Below are 22,556 nucleotides of genomic sequence, written 5' to 3' on the forward strand. Positions count from 1 at the left end.
CAATCACTCGGTGAGGCCAGCTTTGCGCAGTCCATCCACAATGCGCTCGAAATCGGCGGGGTTCTTGTAGGGCAGCACTTTGCGCCTGTGCTCCAGGGAATAATCGGGATTGATCCGGAACACTTCCTCCCACTGCCCGCGAGCCTCCGCCAAGCAGCCCAAGTGACCATAGCTCGCCGCCAGCAACACACGTGAGATGTCGGTGGCTGGATTGCGGACTAGTCGTCGCTTCAGGAAGACAACAGCCTCCTCGTACCTGCCCAACTGGAACATCGCCTGCGCATGGAAGTGCAGAAAAATGTCTGGATAATATGGATTCAGGGCGATCGCCCGCTCGAAGCAGACGAGGGCCTCGTCGGATCTGCCCGCATAGTGCAGCGCGTTTCCGAGGCTCTCGTGGCCCTCGACAAGATTGGGAGCAAGCGCAATCGCGCGTTCAGCCTCGCGGATGGCCACGTCAAGTCGTCGCAGGTACAAGTTGACGACGGCCAGCGCCCAATGTGCGTACGGATACCGATCGTCGAGCGCCACCGCCAGCGTCGCAGCCTCGGTCGCCTGTTCCAGCGATTTCGACGGCGATCGGCTCCACTGGTTAACGTAGGCCAGCCCGTGCGTGACGGCGAGGAACGCGTGCGCCGGGGCGAATTTCGGGTCCAGATCGACGGCGCGCTGCAGCAATTGCCGGCCCTGAATGTTCTGCTCTCTCGTCAGCTGCCACATGTGTTCACGGCCCCGCAGGAAGCAGTCATAGGCTTCCAGATTTTGCGTCTGCTCGGTCGCGAGCCGCAGGTGGTCCCCGGCCGTCAGCTTGAGTTCCAGAGCGCCGACGATCTGCTGCGTGACGTCATCCTGCACTGCGAAGATATCGGTCAGGTCGCGATCGAAACGCTCCGCCCACTGATGCCCGCCGGTGGTGGCATCAATCAGCTGCGCGGTGATCCTCACCTTGTTGCCGGATTTGCGAACGCTTCCTTCCAGCACGTAGCGCACTTTGAGACTGTCGCCCACTTCCTGCACGTTCACATTCCGGCCCTTGAAGGTAAACGACGAGTTGCGAGCGATGACAAACAGCTGCGACAGCTTCGATAGAGCTGTGATGATGTCTTCCGAGATGCCGTCAGCGAAGTACTCCTGCTCGGCATCGCCGCTCATGTTGACGAATGGCAGCACGGCAATCGAGAGGTCCAACGGCAATGCGGCCGGCGCACGAGCAACGGCGGCGGCGGGCACTCCTGGCTTTACCTCCGCGGCGGTGCCGACCTGGAGCGAATAGATCCGGATCGGCTCGGCAATGTTCTTGAGTTGCGTGTTGCCGAGATCGCTGACGGAGAGATCGAGTCTCGCCCTGACTTGGCGATAGGCGTCCTCGGACAGGCAAATAGCGCCGGGGGCCGCGATACCCTCGAGACGCGAGGCGATGTTGACGCCGTCGCCCATCAGGTCGCCATCGAATTCCTCTACGACGTCCCCCAGATGGATGCCGATCCGGAACTCGATGCGCCGATCCTGCTGAACGCCGGCGTTGCGCTCGACCATGCCGTTCTGCACCTCGATGGCGCAGCGCACGGCATCGACAACGCTGCGGAATTCGACCAGCGCTCCGTCACCAGTGCGCTTGATGACACGGCCGTTGTGCACTGCGATGGTTGGATCGATCAGGTCGCTGCGCAGTGCCCGCAACCTTGCCAGGGTGCGATCTTCGTCCTCGCTGGCGAGCCGGCTGTATCCGACTACGTCCGCGGCCAGAATTGCGGCCAGCTTGCGATTCTCGCTCATAGAGCCGTCCCCCATCTCCACGATAGCAGGAAGACAGAGACAGGGGAACTTCTGCCCAGAGCGATCTCGGCTGAGATCAAGTTCTCTGGTGCATTTCCGACCTACAGCGTGTTCGTCGACGATGTCTGCTTTCGGGCCGGGAGCGGTCAACTGTCGCTGTCGCCTTGCCACTGATGTCGCAAATGTCGCGCCTCGACCCGAAGCGGCCCCTAACGCCCATCTAGGTAGCCGAAATTTTTTACGTCAGATTCTGGGGCATGTGGCGTCATTGCTGCTTCCTTGACGATTTACCTTCCATTAACATCCCTTCCGCACACAGAGGAGTTCCGCCATGAGCGAAGACGCCTTCAACATGTCGATCCGCAAGTTCCTGAAGGAAGTCGGCGTCACCTCGCAGCGCAAGATCGAGGAGACGGTGCGCAAGGGGCAGTTCGATGGCAAGACGTTGAAAGTCCGCATGACGCTAACGGCGGAAGGCACCGGCCTCAACCACGTGGTGGACGGCGAAATTGAACTTCCGTAGGCCGGGCGAAGCGATCGTGCGAACCGTCCGGCTGCCCCAAGTTCATGGTCCACGCCCGCGCGCAATCGAAGCATGGCCGCTCTGGACCGACTGCGGTTTTCCCCTTCGCGCCACAAGCGGCCAGAACTGGTCATACAAACAAGTGGTGAGCATTACTGATGCTCCGTTCAGCTCGGAAGATATTCCCGGCTCCAGCTCTCGCTGACGTCCCCGCTTGCGAACAACTGGCCAATGTCTGATTCGCTATAGCCCAGTGCCAACAATATCTGTCGCGTCGACCCTCCGTACTTTTCTGCTGGCGGCAACGCAAAGACTTTTGCATCCGCCGGTCTGACACCATAGGGATCGAGATACGTGACCACATGACCGCTTGGATGGTCTTTGTAGGTCGAGAAGGAGTAAGTGCCGCGATCAATTCCCGGCTGACCGTCAGCTGACCGGGTCGACGAGGCGCGAATTGTCTCAATGTTATTACAGATCGACGCGCCGATATCTGCGGCATGGAAGCGCTCGATCCATATGGCCGCAGAAACGGTCGGAATGACGGTCTCAAGCGTTCGTTCCCATTCGCCGCTCGGCAGGCCAGGTAGCATTTCGAGCCCGGCCACATGCTTAAAACGGGTCAGGTCTTTCCGTGAGGCGGCAATCACGATCCAGGCATCCTTTGCCTGGTAGAGCTGATGCAAGGCATCATAGCCGCGTGCTGCAGGTCCGGACGGTTCGTTGAACTCCGCTCGTCCGGCATAATCGTAACAAAACGGCATCTGGGCGAGAGCGCTGAGTGCGGAGAGCGACGTCCGCGCTCGTCCAGCCTTCCCGGACTTGCGCTTCTGGTAGAGGGCCGCAGCAACCGCGAGCGCCGCACCGAAACCACACATCACGTCGATTGTGCCGACATGGGCATGTTCTTCCGGCGTCTGCATCGAGCCGCCGAAACGCAACATGATGCCCGTTGCCGCCTGCACGAGATCGTCATAGCCGAGGTAATCGGTGCGCGGCCCGCGACGCACGCCGCCAAAGCAATCAAGCTGGCAAAAAATGGCATCGGGGTTGAGACTGCGGAGGCCTTCGGCGTCCAGTCCCATGGACTTTACCTGCCGGTCTGTCGCGTTCCACACGATGATGTCCACGGACCGGACAAGCGCTTCGAATACCTTGCGGCCGTCGGCTGAGCCTATATCCAGAAGAACCGATTGCTTTCCCCGCATGTGGGTCATGCCGAAGATCACCGTGTTCCAGCAATCGAAGAACGGCGTAGCGGGATCGATCTTGATGACGTCGGCACCAAAACGCGAGAGATAGGAGACCGAGTGCGGCCCTGCAATCACGTTGCAAAGGTCGAGTACCCTGACACCTTCCAGCCAGCCCGCTTTATCAGCAGGTACTGGCATTGGGTCCGGATGGGTCGGCTCGATGTCCCTCAATGCCGCCAGCGCCGCAGGAAACGCAACATCCCGGCGCGGGGACGGTGTCAGCATCGCTTCACCGCTTTCCTCAAGCCACGCCATCGGCCCCGGCTGCGTCATGCGGCCATAGACCGGGTCGTCGACTTCGATCATCAGTCCGGCCGCTTTGGCATGCTCATCGCCGATCCACTCTTTAAGCCATCGATGCGGTGCGCCCGGAAACTGGCCCTCGCCAAATATTTTTTCCCATTCCGCCGCCGTCCGCGTCACGAAGACGCCCTTCATTCTAGCCGTGATCTTGTCGGCCCAGTATTTCGGTAGGGGATACACGCCCAGCGACACGTCTGAAGTCCATTCGTCAACTGGCAGATAGGTGTCCGGTTCTTCCCGTAGACCTTCGGCGATTAGTTCGTCATAGATGCCGAGGGTTTTGAGACAGCGTTTGGCATGCTGCTTGTGGCTCGGGCAGACGACGTAGAAGCTTCGACCGTCCTTGCATGGGTAGCTCCGGTAAAACGGATCGAGAAAGGCCTGGAGATCGTCATACGACACATCCATCGCCAGCCCAGCAGCCCGGCGGCGTTCGATCTCCTGCTCGCGCTGCGTTTGGTAGCGGAGTGGATAGTCCTCGATCTTGATGGAGTTGTAGGTTAGCCCCTCCATCACGGCGCTCGCCAGCGGGACTTCAATATGGTCGCCTCTGCCGGTACCCTGTCGGGCCTGCAGCGCCATGGCGACTGCCGAAACAGCGATCATCGTTCCGTAGGCCGATGAGAGCGGGAGGGGAGAGAACGACGGGTTCACGCCCATAAGTACGCGGTTCAGCCCCATGTCGGTAAAGACGCCGGATGAGGCTGCAATGACCGCCTCGAACGCACGCCAGTCGCGCCGCAGCTCGTCGTCGGATGCGAACCCTGGGATCGACACGGTGATCAGATCGGGTCTCGCCGCACGCAAGGCGGTGAAGTCGATTCCGAGCCGCTTCATCACGCCGGGCCTGAAATTTTCGATGACCACATCGGCCTCAGCCACCAGCGCCAGCGCCTGCTGACGGCCCTCATCGGACTTGAGGTCGAGCTTCACGAGAAGCTTGTTTCGGTTCAATGTCGCGTTCGCCGGATTGTCCCACAGCGGACCGGACAGTGGATCGACGTGAACGACCGTCGCGCCGAAATCGCCAAAAATCATGGCAACGGCGGGACCTGCAATATACTGGCCGAAATCGACGACCTTGATGCCGTGGAAGGGCAGCGCTTGACGGTTCATGGTTTTGTCTCGCTTCATTATGCAAACAGGGCCGAGTTTCAGGACGCCACCACTTTGCGGGCGTCCTCCAGGATCATGGATGCCGCCTTCTCGGCGATCATCAGTGTCGGCGAATTGGTGTTGCCACTGACGATGGTGGGCATGACGCTGGCATCGACCACGCGTAGTCCGTCGATACCGCGTACCTTCAGACGGTTGTCCACGACGGCCATCGGATCGCTGTCCGAGCCCATTTTCGCCGTACCCACAGGGTGGAAGATCGTGTTGGCAATGTCACCCGCGAGCTTGACCAGTTCGTCATAATCCTGGAATTGCGGTCCGGGCTTCCATTCCTGCGGCCTATATTTTTGTAGTGCTGGCATGCTGGCGATGACGCGAACCTGTCTCAGGCTGTCCACGGCCACCTTCCGGTCCTCTGCCGTCGCCAGATAATTGGGCGCGATCTCCGGAGCGTCTTCCATCCGTGCTGAGGTGATCCGAACGCTGCCGCGGCTCGTGGGATTGAGATTGCAGACACTGGCGGTCAGGGCCGGAAATCCATGCAACGGTTCTCCAAAGGCATCGAGGCTCAATGGCTGCACATGGTATTCCACATTAGCATGCGCTTGAGACGGATCGGACCGGGTAAAGGCACCCAGCTGCGACGGCGACATGCTCATCGGTCCCGTTCTCTTCAGTGCATATTCGAGCCCGATCATCGCCTTGCCCACTATGGAATTTGCCAGCGTGTTCAGCGTCCGTGCGCCGGTGAGCTTGTAGACGGCGCGAATCTGAAGGTGATCCTGAAGGTTCTCTCCAACTCCCGGCAACTCGATAGCGACATCGATGCCGTGCTTGCGCAGCAGCGCACCCGGCCCGATGCCGGACAGTTGCAGGATTTGTGGAGAGCCGACGGCTCCCGCCGAGAGGATGACGTCACGGCGGGACGCATACTCGACCTTTTGCCCGCGATGACGAACCGTCACACCTTTGCAGACCTTCCTTCCGGCTGCCTTGGCATCGATCACAAGGCGTTCGACATGCGCCTCGGTCAGGATCGTCAGATTGGCCTGTTTGCGTACGGGGCGGAGGAAAGCCTTGGAGGCATTCCAGCGCCAGCCGGATCGCTGATTGACTTCGAAATATCCGACACCCTCGTTGTCGCCGCTGTTGAAATCGTCGGTTCTTGGAAACCCTGCTTCACCTGCAGCATCGGCAAAGGCCTCCAGCACATCCCAGCGAAGGCGCTGCATTTCGATCCGCCATTCACCACCGTGACCATGCGTGTCGGAAAATCGGCTGTTGCCGCCCGTTTTGGGGTCCGCGCCGCCATCCATGCGGTAATGGTCTTCATGGGCCTTGAAATAGGGCAGAACCTGATCCCATGACCAGCTGGCGTCTCCAGTTTCTGCAGCCCAGGCATCGTAGTCCCGTGCCTGTCCCCGCATATAGATCATTCCATTGATCGATGAGCTTCCACCAAGCGTCTTGCCTCTGGGATAGCGCAGTGAACGGCCGTTCAGACCCGGATCGGGAGCCGTTTTGTAGAGCCAGTCGGTGCGCGGATTGCCGATGCAATAAAGATAGCCGACGGGGATGTGTATCCAGGGATAGTTGTCCTTCTTGCCTGCTTCCAGAAGGAGGACGCGGCGCGACGGATCGCGGCTCAAGCGGTTGGCGAGCAGGCATCCGGCAGTGCCGCCGCCAATGACGATGTAATCGAAAGTCCGGTCGTCCATTCTTCCCATCCTGCCGTCGCAAACGCGTCTCTCCATGCGCTCTGGATCGCACGAAACGGCCACCTCCGAAAAGGCCGGAAAGTTTCATGGGGTCATTACTTTTTTCGATGAGTTTGTTAAAGTAGCCGGTCCCCGGATTGGAGCATAAACAATGCGAGACCTCCCGCCTCTAAAAGCGCTCCGAGTGTTCGAAAGCTGCGTGCGCCTGCGCAGCTTCACGAAGGCTGCCAGCGAAATGAATGTTGGCCAACCGGCAGTCAGCCATCAGATTCAGACATTGGAGAAAGATATCGGTCTAAGGCTGTTCGACCGCAATGCCACGGTTGCGACCCCGACGCCTGAGGGTATGGCGTATTACAACCGAATATCCGTTGCACTAGAGGATATCTCTCGTGCTACGGGTGCCTTGCGGCAGAAAGCCCGCAAACCCGGCCTTACTCTCTCGACCTATCCCGGTATCGCAATGTTCTGGCTGATGCCCAGGCTCTCGAAGTTGAAGCAGAGCGAACCCGACCTTGCTGTCAGGGTGACGACGGCGGAACGCGACAGCGACATTCCCCTCAATGATGTCGATTGTGCCATTCTCTTTGGTGATGGACACTGGGCGGGCCAGACAAGTCACCTGCTCATGCCGGAAGTGGTAGTGCCAGTCGCCGCGCCGTCACTCGCCTGTCGACTGCTGGACCAGCCACGATCAGCGCTACTTGAGAATGGTCCGCTTATTCACTTGGAGGACCGCGATCAAAGGTGGTTCAGCTGGCAGGACTGGCGCGAGGCGCGTGCTCCGGGCTCCGCCGTCATCGACGGTGGAATTGAGGTGACAAATCACGGCATCGCAATCCACGAGACGCTCATGGGCCACGGCATAGCGCTCGGATGGAAGGGTGTCATCGATGAGTTGCTCGCCAATGGACTGTTAGTCACACTGGACGACGAACCTCTCGTCTCTGACAGGGGCTATTACCTCGTAGGACCGGCCGCCTTCTTCAACTCGCGCATTGGTGCCAGGCTGCTGGCGGCACTGACAGCGGGCTTGACATATCACTTCAAGCGACCGTAGCTAAATGTCCGCTTAGGGGATAACTCCGCCATGGCTCAGATGCGCCGAAAGCCTAAGTCCGGGCGAAGCCAGGTGCCCCCAGCTTGCGGGCGGTGGATTCGCAGCAGCCAGTAGGTCAACCGGTCGCCCGACGCGGTCAACACGGAAGCCGCGTGCCGGCTCCCTGTCCAATAGCGTGGTGGCGTCCCGCAGCTCGAGCCTTCGATGCTGCGGGTCGTCAATCAGGCCTCGGATTTCAGCTTGCCGCCGACCGCCCAGGAATCCTTGGCGATCTCCGTTATCAGGATTTCCACCGATTCCGGCGGGCATGCCAGCGTTTCGACGGCGGCCTTGGTCGCTTCGCGGGCGAAGGCGCGTTTCTGATCGTCGGTGCGGCCGGGATGCATCTGCAGGTGAAGAATAGGCATGTTTTCTCCTTGGTCATGTCGGCAATGTCCATCGCCTTGGCTCGGACGTGACCACTATGTTGCAAATGCTGAGGTTGATAAATAAGCTCTGGGTATCGTCATTCGAAACCTACAGGTATGCAATCATGGACAAGCTGGCCGGCATGGCGATGTTCGTCCGGGTCATCGACAACGGCAGTTTCGCGGCGGCCGCGGAGGTCGCGCAAGTGTCGCCTGCCATGGTCGCCAAGCACATCAAGACCATCGAGACCCGGCTGGGGTCGAAGCTGATCCATCGCACCACGCGACGCCATCAGCTCACAGAGGTCGGCCAGCTCTATTACGAGCGCTGCAAGCGCGCCCTTTCCGAAGTGGCGCTGGCCGAGGCTTCGGCGAGCGAGCTGCAATCGGCGCCGCGTGGACGGCTTCGCGTGGTTGCGCCGGTCAGCTTCGGGACGCAGATCCTGGTGCCGGCGCTGGTCGATTACCAGAACGCCTATCCCGACGTCAGCATCGAGCTGTCGCTCGACAACAATGTCCATGACCTCGTCGGCGAGGGGTTCGAGCTCGGCATCCACATCGGCCCGCTCTCCGACGACAGCCTGGTCGCCCGCCCGCTGACGCCCTACCGGCGGATTCTCGCTGCCTCGCCGGATTATCTCGCCCGCCATGGCCGGCCGGCCTCGCCGGAGGCTCTAACGAACCATCTCTGCCTCGGCCACTCCTATTGGCGCATGCAGAATCGCTGGCACCTGGTCGGGCCGGGAGGCGAAATGCGCGATGTGTTGATTTCCGGAAAATTCTCCACCAACCAGGGGGCAGCCCTTCGCATGGCCGCACTCAGCGGTGCGGGAATTGTGCTCCAGCCGGAACTGCTGCTCGCCGCCGATATCGCTGAAGGCCGGCTTGAGCAGGTGCTGCCGGAATGGTCCTACAAGCCTGTTCCGATGTCCCTCGTCTACGCGCCGAACCGCCGGCCGACAGCGATGCTGCGGACGGTGATCGATTTCCTGGTGGAACGGTTTGGCTAGTGAAGCTCGGTCGAGGCCGACGGCCGTTACAGTGCGGAGGCCTATAAGCTCGCGCTCTCAGCCTACAAGCCGATCTTTGCTGATCTCGAGGCGCTGTCGGCGCACGGCTTCGTGGACACTTGCCTTCGAGACAGTGCCGGCAGGAAGTTATTCGCTGGAGCACGTCCGGCGGCGGCATCTTCCGGATTACCGCCGAATTGCGTGAACGATCCGAAGGGTTGAGAGCGGAACGGGAAAGCGGAATGCCGCATACACCGGGGCGGCATCATTCCGAGATTCGGGATCAAGTGGCATTGCGGGGCTATGGCCACTACACGCCACAGGCGGCTGCGGGCAATTTCCGCTTTACGCGCCAGAAGCGGATGTGGCTCTCGCTCGAGGGGTGACCGATTTGTGGCCGAAGAATGAACCCGCTGCGCGCGGGAGGGCGTCTTGCAGTGTGCTGCGGCGCAGGGGCGAGTGGTGGCGAGATCGGTGATGTAACCAGGCGGCTCTCCAGAATAGCTGGTGCTCATACCGTCGGTCGTCTTCCCGGTCGGGAAGTTTAGCAACAAACGAGCGTTCTCTCACCGAACGGCAAGACCGCTATCGGCGGATACGTCTATCTATCGGGCGTTCATTAGCGAATCCTGATGTTTGCCCTCGCCACGAACGCACATAAGGCGTACGTTTGCAGGTCGCTGGCTGGGACCTGATGGAGCCAGCGACTGAGAGCGGGAGGCGCCGCCTTAAGACATGGCGTGCTTCTAACTCGCCTCGTTCCGAGCGCTCTCAAGACTGCCCGCCTCGGCCGGCCTCTCCTTTGTGCGATTCCGGCCGCTGTGACTTTTATGCCTGGAGGAGAAATCAGCCTTTCACACTGGAGGAGAAACCATCATGTATGATCTTGCACGCCGCGAATTCATCGTTCAAGGCAGCGCAGCCGTCGCCGCACTGGCGGTCTTCACTTCACAGTTTGCCCAAGCCTTTCCAAGCCGGGCGGGTGAGACCGTGATCCCGTGGCTAGACCAGCCGCAGCCCAATCCCGTTCCGGCGGTCATCCAGAGCCAGCTTGTCTGGGAGGATATGGATTCATGGGTGACACCAAATGAGAAGTTCTTCAGCATCGCCCATTTTGATCGGCCAACCATTGATGCGAATGCCTGGAAACTGGAAATCGATGGGTTAGTGAAGAAGCCTCTAAGCCTGTCGCTTGCCGACCTCAAGGCACGGCCGCGCCAGGAGGTGGTTTTCACGGTGGAATGTTCGGGCAATCACGGTTTTCCATTTTTTATCGGCGGCATTGGCAATGCCCGCTGGGCTGGCACACCGCTCGCCGCCATACTTGAAGAGGCAGGCGTGAAGGAAAACGGCATCGAAGTTGTTTTTTGGGGCACTGATGTCGGCGACATCGCTCTCAAGGACGATAATCGCGACGTCAAGATGCATCAGAATTTCGCCCGCAGCATGTCGCTCGCCGATGCGATGAGCCCCAATAACATCCTCTGCTACGAGATGAATGGGGTCGCCCTGCCGCCACCCAACGGTTCCCCGGTGCGGCTCATCGCACCCGGCTGGTATGGCATAGCCAACGTCAAGTGGCTCAAGCGCATCGAGATACGCAACACGCGCTTCATGAGTCTGTTGATGGGACGAGACTATGTCACCATCCGCGAAGAAGAGCACAATGGTGAGACCGTGTGGGCCGAGACCTCGGTCGGCCGTGCATTGCTGAAGTCCGCGCCTGCCAGAGTGACGCGTAGCGATGCCGGATACAGGATCAGCGGTGCAGCGTGGGGCGCTCCAATCGCCAAGGTCGAAGTGAAGGTTGATGATGGCCCATGGCTTGAAGCGACGATCGACCATGGTGAAGAAGCTGAATTCGCTTGGAAGGTGTGGTATCTCGACTGGAAAGACCCATCAAAGGGCGAGCACACGGTCACCTCGCGCGCCACTGACATGGCGGGACAAATCCAGCCTGCCATGGATGATCCCTGGATTACCAAGAAACATACTTACTGGGAAAGCAACGGCCAGGTCACGCGCCGCATCGGCATTGCTTGAGAAGGTCTACGAGCCGGCCATACACCTCAAGGAGGACCGATTTGACCTCATGCCGAACAGGGGGTCATTTCGTCATTGCTGTCGAGCAAGCGTATTTCGCGTGCGCGGGACGAATTTCCGCTTTTAGGCGCGAAGCAGTCTTTAAGTGATCCAACCTTGGATGGCTTCCTTGGGCCGAAAGCGACGAATTGCCTCGGCGGAAAGTGCCCGAAGCGGGCACACCCATTGTTCTCCAGGTCATACCGATAGAAATCGCGGATAGCCATCGCATTTGCCGGTGATGGAAGGTGATCCCAATCTGGGAAATTGTCGTTATCGTCCGGATAAGACTTGCACCACAGCAGCCTCGGCCTCAGGCGACGGACCATCCACCGTCCACCAGCAGGTTGGCGCCGGTAATCAGGCTCGCAGCCGGCGATGCCAGGAAGACGACGGCACCCACCACATCATCGGTTTCACCGATCCGGCCGAGTGGAATGTGATCGAGCGTCGCTTTGCGATTGTCGGCATCGGAGAGAAAAGGTGCTGTACCATCGGTGTGGATGAAGGTCGGCGATACGGTGTTCACGGTGACATTATAGGCTGCCCATTCGGCGGCAAGGCAGCGCGTCAGGTGATTGATTGCCGCCTTGCTCATGCAATAGATGGCCTCGCCGCGCAGCGCCACGGTGCCGGCCTGTGAGCTGATGTTGATGATCCGGCCGCCATTGCGCTTGATCATCTGACGCCCCACTGCCTGCGTCATCAGAAAGGTGCCCTTGATGTTGACATCGAGGATCTCGTCAAGGTCCTTCTCCTCAACGAGTTCCGCAAGATTGCCGGGAGCCACACCGACATTGTTGATGAGGACGTCGATCCGGCCGAATGTACCAAGCGCTGCATCGACGGCTTGGGCGATATGGGCCTTGTTGGGAATATCCAGTTCAACAGCGAGAATTTTTCGTCCCAGCCCCTCGAGTTCGGCAACCAGTCCCGCCGACGCCGCGACATCGCGGACCCCCAGAACAATATCGGAGCCCGCTGCGGCACAGGCAAGCGCGCAAGCTCGACCGATCCCACGGCTCGCTCCCGTCACCAAAGTCACCTTGCCCTCAAGGCTGAAGTCCGGCGCATTCTTCTGCATCATCCTGCCTCCCTCGATGACATCAATTTATGACAGGGTCGCAGCGCGGATGCCAGATGTTCCACAAATTACGGGGGTGGGAAACGCAGCGCCGGCCTCCACGAGAGCCTCATCCTTGTACGTTGCCGTTGCTGTATAATGCGGCTGTGCGGCGGGGATGCGTGTCATCCTAGGGTTTTGAACTCGCGCCTCAGCGAGCATCTCCGTCGCCATGTCTTCGCTCGAACGGTTGGTTGGGCCTTGAGCCCGCGTTGCAAGGAGGAGCACCCCATGCATGCCCCCAAAACTTTCATGGTCGGTATCGATGTTTCGAAGGCCCATCTCGACGTTGCTGTCGAAGGCAAACGCACCGTTGTCCGCTTCGACAACGATGCAGCAGGCCGGGCCGCGCTCGCGACGGCGATAGCCGGCGCAGAGCTTGTCGTCGTCGAAGCCACCGGCGGTTACGAGATGGCGACCGTCAGGGCGCTGATGGCCGCCGATATTCCTGTCGCCGTCGTCAATCCCCGCCAGATCCGCGATTTCGCCAGGGCCAGCGGCCGTCTGGCCAAGAGGTCGATGCCCGCGTCATTCTCCACTTCGCCAGAGCGATGCGGCCGGCACAGATCCCCCATATCGACGACGGCCGCGCGCCACTCCAAGAGAGCCCCATCCTGAGGTGTCCCGCAGGGCCTCGAATGGAGGGCGGGTCAGGCGTTGATACACGCAAGAAGCAGCGTTGCTGCTTGCTTCGAGGCTTCGCCCTTTCGGGCTGCGCATCTCAAGCATGAGGGACGTTGGAGGATGCCGCGCCCCAATAATCGCCGAGCCTGACTTACTCCAGGCCCGCCAGTCGCAAGCCCTCGATGTATCTGGCGCGGTCCTCCGCTCGGATTAGCGGGTGGTATTTCTCGACCCAGGCGATGCTGAGGTTTGGCTGCAGGCGCTTGCACTCGGCGAGACCCTGTCGTGCAACTTCCAAATCACCAGTGAGGCCCGCGGCTGCCGTCAGCGTCCGCCAGGCAGTACCGAAGTCGGGCCGTAGTTGAACAGCACGCCGCTCGGCAGTAACCGCGTCGGCGTAGCGGCCCGCGATCAGATGGCATAGGCCTTCGATCGATAAATTCGCGGGCTGCGCGAAGTCGCGGGGGCTCAGTCGACTCGCGATTTCCAGCTGGCGATAACCCTCTTCCGCAAGCCCTGCATAAGCGTAGGTGACGGCCAAAATGACGCGCGCCAGTGCGAAGCACGGGTTGCGTTGCAAAGATTCATTGAGTTCTTCAACTGCTGGGCCGAAGCGCCGCGTAAAGGTAAAGATATAGGCGGCGGCCAGATGTCCCCAGGGATCGTCTGGATCGAGGTCGATCGCCCGTTGGGCAAGAATCAATCCGTCAGATACGCCGCGCTCGAAATCCATATTGCCGAGTGCAACCCGCGTGGCGAAAATCCAAGCGAGCAGACTACGCGCCCGCGCATAACCGGGGTCAAGTTCGATAGCCCGCTTCAGCAGTGCTATCCCCGTGTCGTCTTTTTGCGAAACCCATGTCCAGATATAGGGCATTGCTCGCACGACACAGCCCCAGGCGTCGAGGCTCTCCGGCGGCTTGCTCTGCAGGCGAAGGTTCTCGGCGGCGTAGAGCTGTGGCTCAATCGCTGCGGCAACATTGGCGGTGATCTCGTCCTGCAGCGCAAAGATGTCGGAGATAGGCCGATCGTAGTGCTCCGCCCAAATGTGGTTGTCGCTGGTCGCGTCAGCAAGGTGACCAGTGACCCGTAGGCGATCCCCTGCCTTGCGAACGCTGCCTCCCAGGACGTAGCGAACGCCAAGTTCACGAGCGACCTGACGGCTGCTCACTGCCTTGCCCTTGAAAGCGAAGGTCGAATTGCGCGCGATGACGAGGACGCCTCGCGCCTTCGACAAGGCGGTGATGATGTCTTCGGTTATGCCATCACCAAAATACTCCTGTTCCGGGTCGCCGCTCATGTTCTGGAATGGCAGAACAGCAATCGACGGTTTGCCGAGTGACGTGGCCTGCCCGGATGGGCCGACTGTGGGAGGGTTCACAACCCGCACCCTGAAAGCGCGGACCGGATGCTCGATGTTCTTCAGTGCCTGCTCACCCATATCGTCGAAGGCATAGTCAACTTTCCCCGCCGCATCGTCCCGCACGCGGGCCGAAACGCAGATACCGCCGGGTTCGGCTATGCCTTCGAGCCGTGCGGTGATGTTGACGCCGTCACCGAAAATGTCACCATCTTGCTCCAGGATATCTCCCACATTGATGCCGATACGGAAATCCATGCGCATACCCTCGGCCTCGCTGGCGTTGCGACTGGCCATAAGAGTTTGCACTTCGACCGCGCATCGAACTGCATCAATGACGCTCGCGAACTGTGCGAGCAATCCATCACCAGTGGTTTTGACAATACCGCCGCCATTCCTCAGGATAACCGGATCAAGAACGTCGCGGCGATGCATGGTCAGCCGGGAAAGGGTGCCCTCCTCATCAATACCCACAAGGCGGCTATAGCCAGCCACATCGGCGGCGAAAATAGCGCAAAGCCTGCGTTTGGCCTGACCCGTTGGCACCCCCCATCTCCCTTCGGCGGAGATCATACACTGACTCCAAACGGTGTGCGAGCATGCCGCGTTTTTCACTTGCGCCGAGGTCAAGCTCTACCGCTTGGGATTTGGTGGCAACATCTGCTTAGGCCGACAGTGGTCAGCGGCGCGCGAGGTTCCTAGCAGCGACACGGGACCGGCTGTCAACGCTTGGCAGGCGGCTTCACAGCCGCCCGCCGCTGCAGCGCAAAGCGCGCCGCCGGGCATGTCGAGAACCAGATCATAGGTCTGCTGGTAAAGCGTCTGCGCCAGCGTTTGTTGCCGCGGTTTTCCGAGGCGAGTGCTGCAAGTGCGGTGCGTTTGTACGCCTCGACGATCGGTTCGAGGGCCTTTGCCAGCGCGGCGTCGTCCGACGGCTCGGCCGCCACACAGGCTGCATCGCCATCGAGCGCAACCGCTTGATAGAGACAATGCCGCTCGCCGGCTTCCCAGCATGCACCAAGCCCTAAGCGCTGGCAAACCAAACCTGTGCGACTGCCGCAATGCGTGGCGGGGGAAACGAGGCCTCTCGGCCAGCCATACAACAGCCCGGCAACGCACCGCGCCCCGGTGCCGGCGAGCGGCACTCCGTAGCGACTGCTTTTCTCCCCGTGAACTTGCCGGCTTAGTCGCCGGATCTTCCGACAACGGCGGCCTAGCCGCAGCAGGCGCTTTGTGCCGTTGACGGGCCACAGCAGGCAGATGACTTGCGGTTTTCTTCTTTCAGCCATCGGTCGCGGGGTTTGCAGCTTGCCGGACGCGGCGTCAGCTCGACATGCAGAGCACCGCCCTGCACGGTCGGCATCGAGGCACAATAAAGCTGCATCGGCCGGATGCCGTCGCTGACTTCGAAGGTCAGCTTGGCAGAACCATCGAGCAGTACGTGCTCCGACACCTTGCGAATGATCGCCGCAAACTTGCCGGCCGCCATGTGCGTACGATTTTCCTCGTCGACATCCCAAAGCTGCACGAAGATTTCCGACCAGGCTTCGGGGTTGGCACCGCAGTCAAGCGCGGCGAACTGCCCGGCCTTGACCTCAGTGACATGGTAACCGGATTTCACCGGTCGGCCGTCATAGGAGAAGATCAGCGGCAGTTCACGGACGCCGTCGATCGTCTCAAGGAGGTGACCCAGGCTGATGTCGGTCTCGAGAAGGGGCTTGTCGAGCGCATTCATTTCGGCTACTCCTGTTTCAATATTTCAAGGATTGTAGAAATATGGAAGAACGTCAAGCCCTCATGTCATTTGCGGCACTGTCGCAGGAAACCCGGCTGCACATCGTCCGCATGCTTGTCGTCGCCGGGCCGAATGGGATGCCTGCCGGCGCCGTCGCTGAGAAGGCGGAGGTTTCCGCCTCCAACGTCTCGTTCCATCTGAAGGAACTGGAGCGAGCAGGACTTATCAACCAACAGCGGGAATCCCGCTCGATCATCTACACCGCCAACTACGAAGGCCTCGGCGCGCTCATCCGCTTCTTGATGGAAGACTGCTGCGGCGGCCATCCCGAGATCTGCGCGCCGGTCGCCGAAGTCGCCGCTTGCTGCGCCCCAGCTCCGAAAGAAAACCTGCTATGACCGCCGATCGCGTTTATAACGTCCTTTTCCTCTGCACGGGCAATTCCGCCCGCTCGATCCTGGCCGAATCCATCCTCAACCGCGAAGGCAAGGGTCGCTTCAACGCCTACTCGGCGGGAAGCCGGCCCAAAGGTGAAGTCCACCCGTTGGCGCTGGATACGCTGCGCGCCCTTGGCTACGAAAGCACCGGGTTCAGCTCGAAGAGCTGGGACGAGTTTGCCGAAGCCGGCGCGCCGCAGATGGATTTCATCTTCACCGTCTGCGACAACGCCGCGGGCGAGGCATGCCCCGTGTGGATCGGCCACCCGATGACGGCGCACTGGGGTATCGAGGATCCGGCGGCCGTCGAAGGTACGCTGATCGAGAAAGGCCAGGCCTTCTCACAAGCCGCGCGTTTCCTCAAGAACCGCATTGTCGCATTCGTGAGCCTTCCGCTCGCATCAATTGACAAGCTGGCGCTTGAAACACAGCTGCGCGCCATCGGCACGATGGAGGGCACGACCAGTAGCCGGGGCGACGTCGCATGAGCTGGGAGCTGGATCGAAGACCGGTGAGCGGCGCAGATGAGGATCTGCGGACGGCCCTGCAGGCTGCCAAACTTCCAATCGATGACCTCGACGAAGACGGCCGCAGCTTCTTCCGGTTCACGGATCGGAACGCGACCGTCGGCTATGGGGGCCTGGAAGACTACGGCAGCTGCGCGCTCCTGCGTTCGCTGGTGGTCCTGCCACAGCAGCGCGGGCACGGTTATGGCGAAGCCATCACCCGGCAGTTGCTTACCCAGGCTGCGCGTGGCGGTGCCAACACGGTCTATTTGCTGACGGATTCGGCAACCTCGTTTTTCGAGCGCTTCGGTTTCGCCAAGGTGGATCGTGCGACGGCTCCTGCGGCGATCCTGCAAACCCGCCAGGCTGCAAGCCTGTGCCCGGCTTCGGCGGCGCTGCTGGCCAAGATAGTCCAAGGGTAAAATCCATGTCTAGTTTTGAACGTTACCTCACGATCTGGGTCTTCCTGTGCATTGTCGTCGGCGTCGCTCTCGGTCATGTCCTGCCCAGCGTCTTCCAGGCGATCGGCGCAGCCGAAGTCGCCAAGGTCAATCTGCCGGTCGCAGTGCTGATCTGGCTGATGATCATTCCAATGCTGCTGAAAATCGACTTTGCTTCGCTCAGCCAGGTCGGGCGCCATTGGCGCGGGATCGGCGTCACGCTCTTCATCAACTGGGCCGTCAAGCCGTTCTCGATGGCGCTGCTCGGCTGGCTGTTCGTCGGCTATCTGTTTCGGCCTTACCTGCCGGCTGACCAGATCGATAGCTACATTGCCGGGCTGATCATTCTTGCGGCCGCGCCGTGCACCGCGATGGTCTTCGTGTGGTCGAACCTGACCAAAGGCGAGCCGCACTTCACGCTCTCTCAGGTCGCGCTGAACGACACCATCATGGTCGTTGCCTTCGCACCGATCGTTGGCCTGTTGCTCGGTCTATCCGCCATTACGGTGCCGTGGGACACGCTGATCCTGTCGGTCCTGCTCTACATCGTCCTGCCGGTGATCGTCGCGCAGATGCTGCGCCGTGTGACCGACGCCGACCGTCTCGGCGCCAAGCTGCAGCCGGTGTCCCTTTTGGCACTTCTCGCAACCCTGGTTCTGCTGTTCGGCTTCCAGGGCGAACAGATCATCGCACAGCCGGCGGTCATTGCGCTGCTGGCCGTGCCGATCCTGATCCAGGTCTACTTCAATTCGGGCCTCGCCTACCTGCTCAACCGCATGAGCGGGGAGGAGCACTGTGTTGCCGGGCCTTCGGCGCTGATCGGCGCCTCCAACTTTTTCGAACTGGCGGTGGCTGCGGCCATCAGCCTGTTCGGCTTCAACTCCGGGGCGGCGCTTGCCACCGTTGTCGGCGTCCTCATCGAGGTGCCGGTGATGCTGTCGGTCGTCTGGATCGTCAACCGCAGCAAGGGCTGGTATGAGCGCGGCGCCGCCGTCCAGACCAGCGCCACCACCATCAAAAGGGTCTAACATCATGGACGTCACAATTTATCACAACCCCGACTGCGGCACGTCGCGCAACACGCTTGAGATGATCCGCAATGCCGGCATTCAGCCCACAGTCATCGAGTACGTGAAGGCACCGCCCAGCCGCGACCAGCTCGTCAGAATGATTGCGGATGCCGGCCTTACCGTGCGTGAGGCGATCCGCGAGAAGGGCACGCCTTATGCGGAACTTGGCCTCGATGATCCGAAGCTGACCGACGATCAGCTGCTTGATGCCATGCTTGAAAACCCGATCCTGATCAACCGGCCTTTCGTGATCACACCCATCGGCACGCGGCTGTCGCGTCCCTCCGAACTGGTGCTCGACATTCTGCCGGCCACCCACAAGGGGGCGTTCACCAAGGAAGATGGCGAGCAAGTTCTCGATGCCGAGGGCAGGCGCATTGTCTGACTTGCCTGGCGCATCCCTCGATCATCTGCGCCAGCCGAATCTCGACGCATTGCGTCCGGCGTTTTCTAGCCACAAGCCGCGCATTCTGATCCTCTACGGCTCGCTGCGGGCTGTATCATATAGCCGCCTGCTGGCTCATGAAGCCGCCCGGCTACTGAAGCATTTCGGGTGCGAAGTGAAGATTTTCGATCCCGCTGGCCTGCCACTTCCAGACGCGGAACCGGTCAACCATCCCAAAGTACAGGAATTGCGTGATCTCTCTGCCTGGTCGGAAGGCCAGGTCTGGGTCAGTCCGGAACGGCACGGCGCCATGACGGGCATCATGAAGGCACAGATCGACTGGATCCCGCTTTCGGTCGGATCGGTGCGGCCGACCCAGGGCAAGACGCTGGCGGTGATGCAGGTGTCGGGCGGCTCGCAGTCGTTCAACGCGATCAACCAGCTTCGTGTCCTCGGCCGTTGGATGCGCATGATTACCATCCCCAATCAGTCCTCGGTGGCGAAAGCCTTTCAGGAATTCGATACGGACGGCCGCATGAAGCCCTCGTCATATTACGATCGCGTCGTGGACGTCTGCGAGGAGCTGGTAAAATTCACCCTGCTGACCCGGGACGCCTCTGCCTATCTCACGGATCGCTACAGCGAGCGCAAGGAAGAAGCGGAAAAGCTGGAGCAGCGCACGAGACTGAAATCCATATGAGCGGGCGGATCCCAGTCACTGCCATCGTTGCCCTCGGCATCACGCAAAATATCGGCTACGGCACGCTCTACTACAGCTTCAGTATTCTGGCGCCTGATATGGCGGCCCATTTCGCGTGGTCGACCGAATGGATCTTCGGCGCCCTCTCGGTCGCGCTGCTGATCGGCGGGCTGACGGCGCCGTGGCTTGGCGGCCTTTTTGATCGCATTGGTGCCGGGCGGGTGATGACCATAGGCTCGGCCGTCGCCGCCGCAGCCTTGCTCGCCTGCGCCTACGCGCCGGGGAGGACGTCCTATGTCGCCGCCCTGATCGCGATCGAGGTCGCGGCCAATCTGGTGCAATACGGCGCGGCGTTTGCGTTTCTCGTGCAGCTCCGGCCGGAAGTGGCATCGCGCAGCATCGCCTACCTCACGCTGATTGCGGGTTTCGCCTCGACAATGTTCTGGCCGATCACGGCAGTGCTGCAGGCGCAGATGTCCTGGCAGAATGTGTATGTGATATTTGCCGCCCTCAACCTGTTCATCTGCCTGCCGATCCATGCGTGGCTTTCTCACGGCGCAGCAGTGCAACGGAAAACAGCAAAAATTGCCTCGCCGCGCGTCGAGGGTATCCTGCCATCAGAGCGTCGTCGCCTGGGGTTCCTGTTGATGGTAGCGGGGTTCTCGCTGATGTCGCTTTCCAGCTCGGCGGTGCTGGTTCATATGGTGCCACTGCTGTCTGGCCTCGGCCTCGGCACCACGGCTGCCTTGGTCGGGACGCTGTTCGGGCCCTCCCAGGTCGCCAGCCGTCTCATCAACATGATCTTCGGCAAGAATCTTGCGGCGCTGCATCTGGCCTTGTTCGCGGCTCTTCTAATACCCGGCGGCATGCTAATCCTGCTGCTTCTGGCACCGTCCGTGCCCGGCGCCATGATATTCGCGATGATCTTTGGCATGGGTAACGGCTTGCTGAGCATCGTCACCGGTACGCTGCCGTTGCATTTGTTCGGCAGTGACGGCTATGGCAAGCGGCAGGGTCAGATGATGGCGGCCCGCTTGATCCTGTCCGCGATTGCGCCGTTCGTCCTGGCGCTGGCAATGGCTCAGATCGGCATTCCGGCATCGCTGGCTATCTGTGCAACGCTAAGCTGCCTGGCGATCGTCATGTTCGGATTGATCCTGGTCATGCAGCGGACGGCCGCCCGCCGCTGCAGCGCAAACCTCGCCAAACCGGTGCGGCTGCCGGAATGCGAGGCGGAAAAGGCCAATCCCCTCGGGCAGCCATAGAACAGCCCTGTGCAACATGCGCCGCTGATCACCCCGGCACCGGCGAGCATTGCTTGAGACAGGCCGGCGCTCAGCGGCGGGCGGGCGGTTTCGTGGCGGCGCGGCGCTGCAGCGCGAAACGCGCGGCCGAGCAGTTGACGTCGGGGACGAGGTCCTAGGTCTGCTGGTAGAGGCTCGTTATCAGCGGAAGCGACTAGCCCTGCTGTCGCAGGCGTTTTTGCCCGCTTTTCCCTGGTGTTGTAAGAATAGACATCGCGGAGACCGGAACGGAATTGCGCGGGCTGTTGATGGTCCAGCCACCGCCGGGTTCACGAGGCGCTGCCTCGTAAGCCCGTGATCTCCTTCTTCGACATCTAGTCCAATCAACACTTCATCATCCACGGATATTCCGCGGCTGTCCGTTTGCTGCGCAATTCCCAAGCCCAGGCGCGACGCTCGAACCTCGTGATCGCTGCTAAGAAGTGAGACAATTTGCCCACTTAACCATTACTCAAAAGTAATACATCCTCCAATTGACTTTTCAGAATCGCGGCTGTAATTGCTGTTCGAGTTTTGAAAATACAAGTTGAGTATATGCATCACCTCGGCGAAGTTGTAATACGACGACAAAAAGAAAAGTTGATTGAAATCGTAAGGAAATTTGTAAGCCGGGGACAGCCTTACGTTTTAATGAACTTTCCATCAAATAAAGATCCTGGCCATCATGCGAGTTGGCTTGGATTGTCGATGGTATTGCGCGAAGTAACAGGGCGCCTCCCGGTGCTGACTGGCAGTACCGCTCAAAGTATAGATGAGATAAAAACAACACCAGGCAACGCTCCAATATTCATTTGCGGTTGGACCGACTTTGGAGACGCGCGGACGGGCAGGGATGATGTTCGCTACCGTTTGATGTGGAAATATCCGGATCGAACGATCATTCAGATGCCGCAAACGATTCATTTCGCGAACGAGTCCCTCAAGGAATACGCGAAACGTACGATTGGGAGGCATCGCAATTTTTTTTGCATGACGCGCGATGGTCAGAGTTTCGAGTTAGCGAAAGCCAACTTCGATTGTGATGTCGAGGCTGGCCCGGACACGGCATTCGGCATGGGAATGCTGAAACCGTTCGAAGCCGATCCTCTCAGGGTATTATATGTCATGCAGCCTCTTGGAGAGGACGAGGTTGATATAGCGAAAGCGCGAGCGAACGTTGATGGACCTCTTACCAACTGGATCAACGGTCCAAATAGTTTGTCGCGCATGCGCAAGTCGAGCGTCGTCAAGTCGGCGTTGCGGCATGGCTTTAGCCGCACAGAGATGATCGCCCAACATCGTGAGGATGTCGCGGCTCGATATGTCGATTACGGCGTGAAGATCCTGTCCGGCGCGCAACGGATCATCACCAACCATCTACACGGTCATATTCTCTGTCTTTTGCTGAATAAGCCGCATATCGCGGTTGCGAGGGACGGAAGCAATCTACACGACGTCATCGGTAGCCAGACTGGCGATAGCCCTCTGGTGGAGAAAGCGACAAATGCCGGTGAGCTTTTAGCAGCAATGTCTCGCTTGCCGTATGAGATGGGAGGAACTTGGTACAAGTCGAGTAAACCCATGAATCCAAGCCCCGCTATTCCCGCCCCCGATCTAATACCTCAACCCTCCATAGTCTGATTCC

At 60.1% G+C, this 22,556-nt stretch carries 19 protein-coding genes and 3 pseudogenes; 13 read left to right on the forward strand and 9 right to left on the reverse strand.

Annotated elements, in window-relative coordinates:
• Nucleotides 1-3 precede the first annotated feature (3 nt).
• Complete coding sequence (locus FHX03_RS17600; RefSeq protein WP_183777818.1) at nt 4-1,776, reverse strand: adenylate/guanylate cyclase domain-containing protein; 1,773 nt, start codon at nt 1,774-1,776, stop codon at nt 4-6.
• 331 nt (nt 1,777-2,107) lie between these two features.
• Here FHX03_RS17600 and FHX03_RS17605 point away from each other — a divergent pair, with 331 nt between their 5' ends.
• A complete protein-coding gene (locus tag FHX03_RS17605) occupies nt 2,108-2,299 on the forward strand; it encodes a DUF6494 family protein (RefSeq protein WP_097625710.1) in 192 nt (63 codons plus the stop codon).
• 167 nt (nt 2,300-2,466) lie between these two features.
• Here FHX03_RS17605 and FHX03_RS17610 read toward each other — a convergent pair whose 3' ends face one another.
• Together FHX03_RS17610 and FHX03_RS17615 are read right to left on the reverse strand one after the other, a co-directional pair.
• On the reverse strand, nt 2,467-4,971 hold the full coding sequence (locus FHX03_RS17610; protein ID WP_246699261.1) for a CoA transferase: 2,505 nt from the start codon (nt 4,969-4,971) through the stop codon (nt 2,467-2,469).
• Nucleotides 4,972-5,009: 38 nt separating this feature from the next.
• Nucleotides 5,010-6,689: a GMC family oxidoreductase gene (locus FHX03_RS17615; RefSeq protein WP_183854761.1), complete on the reverse strand. Its 1,680-nt coding sequence runs from the start codon at nt 6,687-6,689 to the stop codon at nt 5,010-5,012.
• Between the two features lie 151 nt (nt 6,690-6,840).
• Here FHX03_RS17615 and FHX03_RS17620 point away from each other — a divergent pair, with 151 nt between their 5' ends.
• Entirely contained in the window at nt 6,841-7,749 is a 909-nt protein-coding gene (locus tag FHX03_RS17620; protein WP_183854762.1) for a LysR family transcriptional regulator, read from the forward strand.
• 221 nt (nt 7,750-7,970) lie between these two features.
• Here FHX03_RS17620 and FHX03_RS17625 read toward each other — a convergent pair whose 3' ends face one another.
• Entirely contained in the window at nt 7,971-8,156 is a 186-nt protein-coding gene (locus FHX03_RS17625; protein WP_003594927.1) for a 4-oxalocrotonate tautomerase, read from the reverse strand.
• A 125-nt stretch (nt 8,157-8,281) separates the two neighbouring features.
• Between FHX03_RS17625 and FHX03_RS17630 the strand changes: the two genes are divergently transcribed.
• Both FHX03_RS17630 and FHX03_RS17635 read left to right on the forward strand, forming a co-directional pair.
• Nucleotides 8,282-9,166: a LysR family transcriptional regulator gene (locus tag FHX03_RS17630; protein WP_183854764.1), complete on the forward strand. Its 885-nt coding sequence runs from the start codon at nt 8,282-8,284 to the stop codon at nt 9,164-9,166.
• Between the two features lie 876 nt (nt 9,167-10,042).
• Complete coding sequence (locus tag FHX03_RS17635) at nt 10,043-11,209, forward strand: sulfite oxidase (RefSeq protein WP_183854766.1); 1,167 nt, start codon at nt 10,043-10,045, stop codon at nt 11,207-11,209.
• A 352-nt stretch (nt 11,210-11,561) separates the two neighbouring features.
• On the opposite strand, the gene FHX03_RS17640 is transcribed toward FHX03_RS17635, so the two are convergent.
• Nucleotides 11,562-12,332: an SDR family NAD(P)-dependent oxidoreductase gene (locus tag FHX03_RS17640; RefSeq protein ID WP_183854768.1), complete on the reverse strand. Its 771-nt coding sequence runs from the start codon at nt 12,330-12,332 to the stop codon at nt 11,562-11,564.
• Nucleotides 12,333-12,602: 270 nt separating this feature from the next.
• Between FHX03_RS17640 and FHX03_RS17645 the strand changes: the two are divergent.
• A pseudogene (locus tag FHX03_RS17645) lies at nt 12,603-12,934 on the forward strand (transposase); the annotation flags it as partial.
• Between the two features lie 212 nt (nt 12,935-13,146).
• Here FHX03_RS17645 and FHX03_RS17650 read toward each other — a convergent pair.
• The 3 genes and pseudogenes from FHX03_RS17650 to FHX03_RS17660 all read right to left on the reverse strand — a co-directional run bounded on the left by FHX03_RS17650 (nt 13,147) and on the right by FHX03_RS17660 (nt 16,090).
• On the reverse strand, nt 13,147-14,928 hold the full coding sequence (locus FHX03_RS17650) for an adenylate/guanylate cyclase domain-containing protein (protein ID WP_097625717.1): 1,782 nt from the start codon (nt 14,926-14,928) through the stop codon (nt 13,147-13,149).
• A 149-nt stretch (nt 14,929-15,077) separates the two neighbouring features.
• Nucleotides 15,078-15,329, reverse strand: a pseudogene (locus FHX03_RS17655) (FHA domain-containing protein); the annotation flags it as partial.
• Nucleotides 15,330-15,568: 239 nt separating this feature from the next.
• Nucleotides 15,569-16,090, reverse strand: a complete 522-nt coding sequence (locus FHX03_RS17660) for a DUF6428 family protein (RefSeq protein WP_183854770.1) — start codon at nt 16,088-16,090, stop codon at nt 15,569-15,571.
• A 41-nt stretch (nt 16,091-16,131) separates the two neighbouring features.
• Here FHX03_RS17660 and FHX03_RS17665 point away from each other — a divergent pair, with 41 nt between their 5' ends.
• Genes FHX03_RS17665 through arsK form a run of 7 tightly spaced genes read left to right on the forward strand, consistent with a single transcriptional unit; the run spans nt 16,132 to nt 20,893 of the window.
• Nucleotides 16,132-16,488: an ArsR/SmtB family transcription factor gene (locus tag FHX03_RS17665; protein WP_131710759.1), complete on the forward strand. Its 357-nt coding sequence runs from the start codon at nt 16,132-16,134 to the stop codon at nt 16,486-16,488.
• Complete coding sequence (locus tag FHX03_RS17670; protein WP_183777808.1) at nt 16,485-17,015, forward strand: arsenate reductase ArsC; 531 nt, start codon at nt 16,485-16,487, stop codon at nt 17,013-17,015. Before FHX03_RS17665 ends, FHX03_RS17670 begins: the two co-directional genes overlap by 4 nt.
• Nucleotides 17,012-17,455, forward strand: a complete 444-nt coding sequence (gene arsN2 / locus FHX03_RS17675) for an arsenic resistance N-acetyltransferase ArsN2 (protein ID WP_131710761.1) — start codon at nt 17,012-17,014, stop codon at nt 17,453-17,455. Before FHX03_RS17670 ends, arsN2 begins: the two co-directional genes overlap by 4 nt.
• Before the next feature lie 5 nt (nt 17,456-17,460).
• Nucleotides 17,461-18,501 (forward strand): ACR3 family arsenite efflux transporter, encoded by a 1,041-nt coding sequence (gene arsB / locus FHX03_RS17680; RefSeq protein ID WP_183854772.1) that lies wholly within the window; start codon nt 17,461-17,463, stop codon nt 18,499-18,501.
• A gap of 4 nt (nt 18,502-18,505) precedes the next feature.
• Complete coding sequence (arsC, locus tag FHX03_RS17685; RefSeq protein WP_097625723.1) at nt 18,506-18,928, forward strand: arsenate reductase (glutaredoxin); 423 nt, start codon at nt 18,506-18,508, stop codon at nt 18,926-18,928.
• Nucleotides 18,903-19,628: an arsenical resistance protein ArsH gene (gene arsH, locus FHX03_RS17690; RefSeq protein ID WP_165503883.1), complete on the forward strand. Its 726-nt coding sequence runs from the start codon at nt 18,903-18,905 to the stop codon at nt 19,626-19,628. Before arsC ends, arsH begins: the two co-directional genes overlap by 26 nt.
• Entirely contained in the window at nt 19,625-20,893 is a 1,269-nt protein-coding gene (gene arsK / locus FHX03_RS17695; protein WP_143541918.1) for an arsenite efflux MFS transporter ArsK, read from the forward strand. Before arsH ends, arsK begins: the two co-directional genes overlap by 4 nt.
• 70 nt (nt 20,894-20,963) lie before the next feature.
• On the opposite strand, the pseudogene FHX03_RS17700 reads toward arsK, so the two are convergent.
• Nucleotides 20,964-21,077: pseudogene (locus FHX03_RS17700) on the reverse strand (FHA domain-containing protein); the annotation flags it as partial.
• Nucleotides 21,078-21,466: 389 nt separating this feature from the next.
• On the opposite strand from FHX03_RS17700, the gene FHX03_RS17705 reads away from it, so the two are divergent.
• On the forward strand, nt 21,467-22,552 hold the full coding sequence (locus tag FHX03_RS17705; protein WP_131710764.1) for a polysaccharide pyruvyl transferase family protein: 1,086 nt from the start codon (nt 21,467-21,469) through the stop codon (nt 22,550-22,552).
• Nucleotides 22,553-22,556 lie beyond the last annotated feature (4 nt).

This window comes from Rhizobium sp. BK456 (assembly GCF_014194045.1).
In the GTDB taxonomy this organism is placed as follows: domain Bacteria; phylum Pseudomonadota; class Alphaproteobacteria; order Rhizobiales; family Rhizobiaceae; genus Rhizobium; species Rhizobium redzepovicii.

What these genes read in the sequence shown, in the direction of transcription:
- FHX03_RS17670 (WP_183777808.1), top strand. Translation starts at nt 16,485, where the DNA reads ATGACCGCCGATCGCGTTTATAACGTCCTTTTCCTCTGCACGGGCAAT.
- FHX03_RS17660 (WP_183854770.1), bottom strand. Translation starts at nt 16,090, where the DNA reads ATGAATGCGCTCGACAAGCCCCTTCTCGAGACCGACATCAGCCTGGGT.
- FHX03_RS17600 (WP_183777818.1), bottom strand. Translation starts at nt 1,776, where the DNA reads ATGAGCGAGAATCGCAAGCTGGCCGCAATTCTGGCCGCGGACGTAGTC.
- FHX03_RS17665 (WP_131710759.1), top strand. Translation starts at nt 16,132, where the DNA reads ATGGAAGAACGTCAAGCCCTCATGTCATTTGCGGCACTGTCGCAGGAA.
- FHX03_RS17625 (WP_003594927.1), bottom strand. Translation starts at nt 8,156, where the DNA reads ATGCCTATTCTTCACCTGCAGATGCATCCCGGCCGCACCGACGATCAG.
- arsK (WP_143541918.1), top strand. Translation starts at nt 19,625, where the DNA reads ATGAGCGGGCGGATCCCAGTCACTGCCATCGTTGCCCTCGGCATCACG.
- FHX03_RS17605 (WP_097625710.1), top strand. Translation starts at nt 2,108, where the DNA reads ATGAGCGAAGACGCCTTCAACATGTCGATCCGCAAGTTCCTGAAGGAA.
- FHX03_RS17650 (WP_097625717.1), bottom strand. Translation starts at nt 14,928, where the DNA reads ATGATCTCCGCCGAAGGGAGATGGGGGGTGCCAACGGGTCAGGCCAAA.
- FHX03_RS17630 (WP_183854764.1), top strand. Translation starts at nt 8,282, where the DNA reads ATGGACAAGCTGGCCGGCATGGCGATGTTCGTCCGGGTCATCGACAAC.
- FHX03_RS17610 (WP_246699261.1), bottom strand. Translation starts at nt 4,971, where the DNA reads ATGAACCGTCAAGCGCTGCCCTTCCACGGCATCAAGGTCGTCGATTTC.
- arsC (WP_097625723.1), top strand. Translation starts at nt 18,506, where the DNA reads ATGGACGTCACAATTTATCACAACCCCGACTGCGGCACGTCGCGCAAC.
- FHX03_RS17640 (WP_183854768.1), bottom strand. Translation starts at nt 12,332, where the DNA reads ATGCAGAAGAATGCGCCGGACTTCAGCCTTGAGGGCAAGGTGACTTTG.
- FHX03_RS17635 (WP_183854766.1), top strand. Translation starts at nt 10,043, where the DNA reads ATGTATGATCTTGCACGCCGCGAATTCATCGTTCAAGGCAGCGCAGCC.
- arsN2 (WP_131710761.1), top strand. Translation starts at nt 17,012, where the DNA reads ATGAGCTGGGAGCTGGATCGAAGACCGGTGAGCGGCGCAGATGAGGAT.
- FHX03_RS17615 (WP_183854761.1), bottom strand. Translation starts at nt 6,689, where the DNA reads ATGGACGACCGGACTTTCGATTACATCGTCATTGGCGGCGGCACTGCC.
- FHX03_RS17705 (WP_131710764.1), top strand. Translation starts at nt 21,467, where the DNA reads ATGCATCACCTCGGCGAAGTTGTAATACGACGACAAAAAGAAAAGTTG.
- arsB (WP_183854772.1), top strand. Translation starts at nt 17,461, where the DNA reads ATGTCTAGTTTTGAACGTTACCTCACGATCTGGGTCTTCCTGTGCATT.
- FHX03_RS17620 (WP_183854762.1), top strand. Translation starts at nt 6,841, where the DNA reads ATGCGAGACCTCCCGCCTCTAAAAGCGCTCCGAGTGTTCGAAAGCTGC.
- arsH (WP_165503883.1), top strand. Translation starts at nt 18,903, where the DNA reads ATGCCGAGGGCAGGCGCATTGTCTGACTTGCCTGGCGCATCCCTCGAT.